Below are 6998 nucleotides of genomic sequence, written 5' to 3'. Positions count from 1 at the left end.
TTGCTCTAATAGAGCATTTGGCAATCCCAGCAACGGTAGGAAAGGAGCCGCCCAAGGCAGAGTTGGTAAAGACAAAGCTCTCAAGTAATTCCAGCTTTCAATGTCTTTCCAAGAAAAATCAAGTTCCAAACAGTTCTGTTTTGTCATAAATGATCGTGTCTATCAAGGCCTAAAACGTAAGTCTAACCCTAGAAGCCTTGCAATTACTTCCAATGCGATCAGAACAGCTCCGCCTACCCCCGCTGCTACCCATAAAGCACCGTCTCTTACCTGTGCGCCAAGCTCATTTGCCCGTGCCAGTAAGCTACTTCGGTTTCTGATATCTGGCTCTTGTGGAGGTTGTTTTTGACTATACTCCACAGCTTGATCATAGGCATCCTGCATTGTAGACCCGCCGTATCCATCCGGATCATAATCATCACAATTGTCCAGTTTTTTCATATCCTCCAGCAATTTTTTCAACTCTTTTTGCACTTTATCGTACTGCACTATATGTCCCTCCCAAGAACCGGGATCGCTAGTCACAGTAGTCCTACGACCCGATAAGGGAGGAATTCGCGGAACGGGAGGAGCGCTGATTTCACGACGCCGATTAAAAAGATCCTGATCGTCTAAGCGCAAATCGTCGAAGCGTTTTTTCAACTCTTTACCAAGAGCTATAATTTTCTCTATGAGTGTTAAGCATGGATCATCGGGAGCAGCAGCAATCAACCCCAAAGGATTACCACCGATCGCAATCACAGCCGGAACATTACCTTTTGGTATGATATTCGGATTCAACTTCTCAACAGCCTGCGTTTTCAAAGCGTAAGCAGGATTTTCAACAGTCTTAATAATTTCCTCCACATCAAAGACGTAAGCACTTCCACCGCCACTGAGAGTTGGATAAGAACCAATTAGATACTTCCCATCACCCGAAAGAGCCACATTATTAGTTAAACTTCCCGGCACCGGTTCAGTAGCAGCAACTAATTGCGGATTAGGCCCCAACGGATCTTTAATAATCCCAATATTTCCCCCCGCCAGCGGATTGGCATCAACTTCAATGATTTTTTTACTGTTACGACCCGCCACAAACGCATACTTTCCATCAGCCGTCACCGTTACAGCCACTCCCTCATTCACCTCAAAGACATTGTTATTATTAGTCAGCGTTAAATTCGTGTAGAGAGTTGTGGGAGCCCAATTGAGCGGGTCATCACTCACCGTCAGCACCCCAAAACCGCTTCCGTCTGTCCCCGTGTTACCATTGGTAAAAACCATTTTGAGCGGGTCAGGAGTTGCAGACAATCCAAAAGCTCCTGTCGGAGTCGCAACTTTTCCTATCAGTTCGCGCCACTTACTTGGGTTAGAATTCGGAACACTCGGCCGATCTTCTGGGTTAATATTGAAAGCATAAATAGAACCATTTACCGCAGTAGTAAACAGCTTATGCCCGTCGCTACTAATAGCAATCTGACGTAGCCCTGACGTAGCATCAACCGAGATAGTTTGGACAACCTGGTTGTAGCTTGCCGAGTTAGGATTGACATCCAGAATGTAGATGCTTCCCCGTTTTGAGTCAGCGATGTAAGCATAATTATTCCAGCGGTCAATAGATATCGCCCCAGGAGATGCACCACTCGGCAAAATAATATCATCGACAGCCGGTGTCGAAGCATCAGCATCAATCGGACGCCGCGTCAGCAAATCCACCACAGCCACCCGCCCCGTATATTCCAAAGGTACATAAGCGCGAGTCGCATTACTGGTGACAGCTAACTGTCCCGGACGGTCTGTCACGCTTGATGTCCCCACCGACAAATCCTTGGGAGGCTTCTGTTGCGGGTCCGGCGGACTCTGAACTGAACTGAGAGCGTCAATTACCCTAATTTTGTCAGCAGACCGCTGCGCTACCAGTATCAAATCAGAAAATACAGGCTTTAGCTGGAGGTCTTCAAAACTGGAACGCTTGACCACATCAGAATCAAGAGGGCCAGGGCCAAAACGCTCTTTCTGCTGCCGTGACAGCACTATTTCCGACTCGCCCAGCGGTACGCTGATAGGAGCTTTGACCGCCACCTTATAGCGGTTTTCTCCGAGTGAACTACTGAGTCCCGGCACAACAGTGCCAGAGTAACTCTTACCGGACACCTTAAAGTCAACATTCAAATCCCCGAAACTCGCACCCAGATTGCCGTTGAGTCCATTGAGGAAATTGCTGCCTGTTAAGAATATCACAGGTTCGCTGTTGGAGAACTCCAGTTGGACCGACTCCAGCGACGGCGGTTCGAGGGGAACTGCTAGCCCAGTGTCCGGGCCAGAGAGAAATGCTGAGACTGTAGGAACTCCTTGTGTATTCAGTTGTACCTGAGCGGTAGTGACGACAGTTTCCCCAACTTTGGGAATTCCGATCATTTCCAGGGGCTTGTTTGAAGATTGCGCCAAGTAAGCTAATAGTGATGTTGTCGCCTCGAATTGATTCTCTGTGGCGGAGACTGCACCAATTCCACCCGTTTTTGCTCCTAAATAACTATTCTCAAAGTTGAGATTACTCGAAAGGTTAATTGTCCCAGCATTTGCTTTTGTGCCTGCCTTAACAATTGAACTGACTGATGGCATTCCTGCGGGCAATAATCCAATTGTATAAGTACCGCTTTGTGTCACGCCTGGAAAAGGTGGCGAAGTGGTGCGGATGAAGCCGTCTGCACCCACTACCCCTGATTCCTGTATCAGCCAAGTTTCGTTCCAGCTATCAGCCCCAGCCGGCAGCGACCCCTTCCGCATAAATAAAACTTCGGTGCCGATTGGCACACCAACTGGGGCTGGAATTGCCAATTGGACAGGTATCTTCAAAGGGGTGTTGCCCAATTCTAAATTGAACCCCCCAGCAAACTCCATGCTGTCGGGGAATGACAGTGGCAAGCCTTCGCTGCTAAGGGGTGTTAGGTTGACTGTTGTATCCTTGGTTAAGGCACTAGGAGCTACCATGACGATTGAGCCGTCGCTGCCTTGCACGACTCCGCCATCAACACCCAAAATCGCCGGGCCCATCAAAGGCGTTTTTACCCGCACTGGAACCACCTTTTCTGCTGCTCCGTCAATGACGGTGACGCTGGCAATTCCTTCACCGACAGCAGTGATTACACCATCTGAATTTACTTGCAATACATTGGGGTTGCTAACGAAGTAGCGAGTGCCAGTAGAGCCAAATTTTAGGTCTGGAGAGTCAGTAAGACCTTCAATTCCCACCAGTAATGAGCGCTTTACTCCTTTTGTTAAAGTCACGGCTTGCGGGTAAACATCCAAACCGTAAATCTCTGCTAGTAGCGCATTCCACTCGTCATCGTTAGCAGGAATCGGCAATTCGCCCACTCGCGCCGCAGTCACGGCTTGCAGGTTGTTGCGACTCGCGCTCAAAATTGAAGTACCGTCAGCCAGCCCCGTCACTTTCCCAAAAGCGTCAATGGGTGCTACCCCTGGGTTTAACGATGTGTATGTCAAATAAGAAGCTGGCAGCACTACACCTTTTTGGTCGGCAAAGTCGCCCAAAACTGTCAGTTCTGTACTCTCTCCAGCATAAAGCTGGGGGCGACGCTGGGCGAAGTCCAAAGAAAGCAGCGGTGCACCGCTGACGTTAACCGTTACTTTTGCTGGTACTCCCCAGTTCAAGCCATCGCTGGCCGCCAATTCAAAGCTGGCAATACCTGAGAATCCCGGCGCGGGTTTGAAGGTTGCCGTCTTAGTATTAGGATTGAACAGCACCGTACCGTTAACAGGATTGAGAGCGTTGTAGAAGATGGAGTCGCCTTCGGGGTCACTTGCCTTACCGACTAAGGGTATGACTGTCTCCAATTCTGTATGGGTACTGGTTGAAAATGGCGATGCGACAGGCGGCCGGTTGGCAATGAAGCCGAAGTTGCTGTTGAGAAGAGTTTGGTCTGCTGAGTTAATGCTTCCATCCCGGTTGAGGTCGAGGTCAATTGTATAACCGGGGTCAGTCACCTTGCGCCCTAAAGCATTATCTAGCAGTTGCCTGTCAGTGGCATCAACTCGGCCGTCACCGTTGATATCGCCTGCTACGTTGAGTTGTAGAGAATACGCGCCACTGGTTGAACTTGATGCACCGCTCAAATTAAGCAGGTTCAAGCCAGAACGCTTGATGGCAAATAGAGAATAGGTACTATTTGTATCGCTAGATGTGAGAATCGGTGTCAGCCCACCTACTTCTGGCAGTTCAGGGAGCAACTGACTCCCGTCTTTTGATTCGACTGAAATCCCGACGAGTACAGTGTCCGAAGCTGTGGAATTGAGTTCGGAATTAGTAATGCTAAAGGTGTATTGGTTCGGTGAACCTGCATCGTTATTACCTGATGCTGTTTTGGCTGTAAATGTGTAAGCGCCACCTAAATCGGTAGGTACTTTATTATTGGTTCCAGGCGGATCGACGGGCAATATAATTGGGGGCGGTAGGGTATCAAAAGCCCCTTGAATGTTAGGCCCTGGTGTTGGTGGTGGTGGAGAGTGCAAGCCCAAGGGGTCAAAGTCAATAATCGGCGGCAAGTCGCCATCGGGGGTGGGGGAAGTTGGGCAAGTACCGGCACCGCTATCTGCAAATAAATGTAAATTGCTCGCGTGATTAAATTTTTGGGCCCAGTCTGAAAAGTCAAAACTGAGCAGCGATAGAGAGTTGAGGAGTTGGTGCAGCGCGTCATGGTCATCCACACCACCAGGAACTAGGGCGCTGGGGGTGATAATTCGTTCCAGGATGAATGTCTTTCGTGGGCGACGAGTTTTTGGGGGAGAATTCTCAACCCCTTTATTTTTGCGGACTTGAAAGCCTTTTGAATGCCAGACCATACACTGAAGCCCCCGTTTTTAGTAGTGACCTTGAAAACCCAGGCAGTTAATTGAGTATAGGACTTACGCATTTGGGCCGAGAAACCGGGTTTTTTGCGAAAATACTTCGTGTCGCCCACAGATTTGGTGAAAAACCCGGTTTCTGACCACCCGTGCGTAAGTCCCGACTTAACTAAGGAAGAGGGGGAATCTATATCTCAAAATCCGAGTGAAGATTCTCCAACGATTCTTTATGGCCCTAAACTCAAATCAACGGTACTGTGGATACCGCACCCAGACGGCTATTGGATACTCCGCAACTCCGAAGGCGTTACTTGCTTGCAAGTTGACAATTCTGACAAAGAGGTAATGGAAGAATTGGGCTTGAAGCCGATCAGCGATATCGCAGACATCTATGACATTACTTTGGAGGATTTACAATACTTGCTGCGGATGCTAGCAGAAACGGGAATGTTAGAGGGAACCCAACCTCCAAAACCACCCCAAAATAAATTCAACATTCAGCAATTATTGTCTTTCCAAATTCCCCTGTTGAATCCCGATGCTTGGCTAACCAAGCACACAGGTAAACTCCGCTGGATTTGGACTTGGCAATTTGCCTTTTTTCTGTGTGTTTTAATCAGTGCTTCTCTGGCTGTGTGGCTGGCTTTGGCTGACGAGGTTTCTGCTTCCAATCAACAGGTTTGGGCTACAGGGGAAATTACAACTCTGTTAACATTTGTGCTACTGATTATGGTAGTAGTTTGTCTGCACGAATTAGGTCACGCTTTTACTTTGAAGCACTACGGTGGTGTTGTCCCAGAAATCGGGCTGTTGTTTTTGTGCTTGATACCGGGCTGCTATACAGATACCACAGATCAGTATAGTTTAGTGAGGCGGAAACAGCGCGTTTTGGTAGTGGCAGCAGGCGTGTTGGTGCAGGTGGCTATCTGGGCTTTTTCGGTTTGGGTTTGGGTTTTGTCTAAGCCTAACCCTGGATGGCATTTGGCTAGCTATTTGCTGATGGTAGCAACGCTTGTCACAGTAGTTTTTAACCTCAACCCTTTGAATAAGTTTGATGGCTATTATTTGCTGGTTGCTTTGACTGGGATTAACAATTTGCGATCGAGGTCTTTTCAATTTTACGATCGTTTGCTGCGGCGAGAACAGATTTGGGAAGAACCTTCAGACTGCTGGACTTTGGCTGCTTATGCTCCTTTTAGCATAGCTTATACGGTCTGGGTTTTAGGTTATCTGTTGTCTGCTGTTGTTGATTGGGCGGTGCAAAATATGCCGACGTTTATCGATTTTTATAAGTTTAACTTGCTGTCTGGCAGTTAAACAAATAAGCGAGAAAGTTAAGTGATTATTTAGGAGTGTGTCGCCATGAATGGATATCAAAAGTTAGGATTAGCGGTTGTTTCTGGGGCTTTGGGTTTTTCTGCTTTCAATTCGATGGTAATTCCTGTACAAGCTGCTGTTCTCACGCAAACTTATACGGTAAATTTGAAGCAGCCAGTTAATAGTACGCTGAATGGGGTGCTGCCTAAGTTTAATTCGCTTTTGGGGACGCTGTTAAGTGCTTATGTGAAAGTTGAGTCAACGGTGAACAGCGATATCAATATTGTTCCTGCTAGCAATTTTACTGGTACGGCGGTAACGAATGCTCAGATTGCTGTGAATTTACCGAGTTTAAAAGCCGATCCGAATTTGGTTTTGAGTCTGTTTGTAAATCCGCCGGAAATGAGTATTGAATCGGGGGCTGCGGGGGCTAGAGGTGGGAGTGCGAGTGGTATTGTTTCAAGGAGTTATAGTTCGCCACAGTACCTAAATATGTTTAGTGGATGTGCGGGGGATTTAATTGCTGCTAGTATTGTGGCTATGGGTAATGTGAGAGTTTTAGGAACGCCTACAACGGTCACTTACGCGGGCACTGTCACGACTGACTCAAAGCTTACTCTCGCCTATGAGTACGAGTCTGAGTCTGAAACTGTGCCGGAACCTACTACGATCGCAGGTGTTGGTTTAGCTTTTGGCTTGGGGTGCTGGTGGAAGAGGAAGGTGGGGAAAAGGACTTTTAAATAGGGCTTGCTGAATAATTGATTGCCAACCAAGAGCAGGAGCGATCAATATATTCAAGCTTGGTTAAAGATAAGTTTTTTCTGTATCGAGTCGCCCCA

General features: G+C 47.7%; 3 protein-coding genes. 2 read left to right on the top strand and 1 reads right to left on the bottom strand.

The genetic code is table 11. From position 1 onward, the window contains the following. Positions 1 to 162 precede the first annotated feature (162 nt). A complete protein-coding gene (locus tag JGK07_RS32170) occupies positions 163 to 4839 on the bottom strand; it encodes a dockerin type I domain-containing protein (protein WP_293199314.1) in 4677 nt (1558 codons plus the stop codon). A gap of 108 nt (positions 4840 to 4947) precedes the next feature. Between JGK07_RS32170 and JGK07_RS32165 the strand changes: the two genes are divergently transcribed. Together JGK07_RS32165 and JGK07_RS32160 are read left to right on the top strand one after the other, a co-directional pair. Continuing rightward, entirely contained in the window at positions 4948 to 6159 is a 1212-nt protein-coding gene (locus tag JGK07_RS32165) for a site-2 protease family protein (RefSeq protein ID WP_293199311.1), read from the top strand. Positions 6160 to 6204: 45 nt separating this feature from the next. Continuing rightward, positions 6205 to 6903, top strand: a complete 699-nt coding sequence (locus tag JGK07_RS32160; RefSeq protein ID WP_293199308.1) for a PEP-CTERM sorting domain-containing protein — start codon at positions 6205 to 6207, stop codon at positions 6901 to 6903. Positions 6904 to 6998 lie beyond the last annotated feature (95 nt).

It is taken from the genome of Microcoleus sp. PH2017_24_DOB_U_A, assembly GCF_020738205.1.
Taxonomy (GTDB): domain Bacteria; phylum Cyanobacteriota; class Cyanobacteriia; order Cyanobacteriales; family Microcoleaceae; genus Microcoleus.
This window is presented reverse-complemented; position numbering and strand designations above follow the sequence as displayed.

What these genes read in the sequence shown, in the direction of transcription:
- JGK07_RS32170 (WP_293199314.1), bottom strand. Translation starts at nt 4,839, where the DNA reads ATGGTCTGGCATTCAAAAGGCTTTCAAGTCCGCAAAAATAAAGGGGTT.
- JGK07_RS32160 (WP_293199308.1), top strand. Translation starts at nt 6,205, where the DNA reads ATGAATGGATATCAAAAGTTAGGATTAGCGGTTGTTTCTGGGGCTTTG.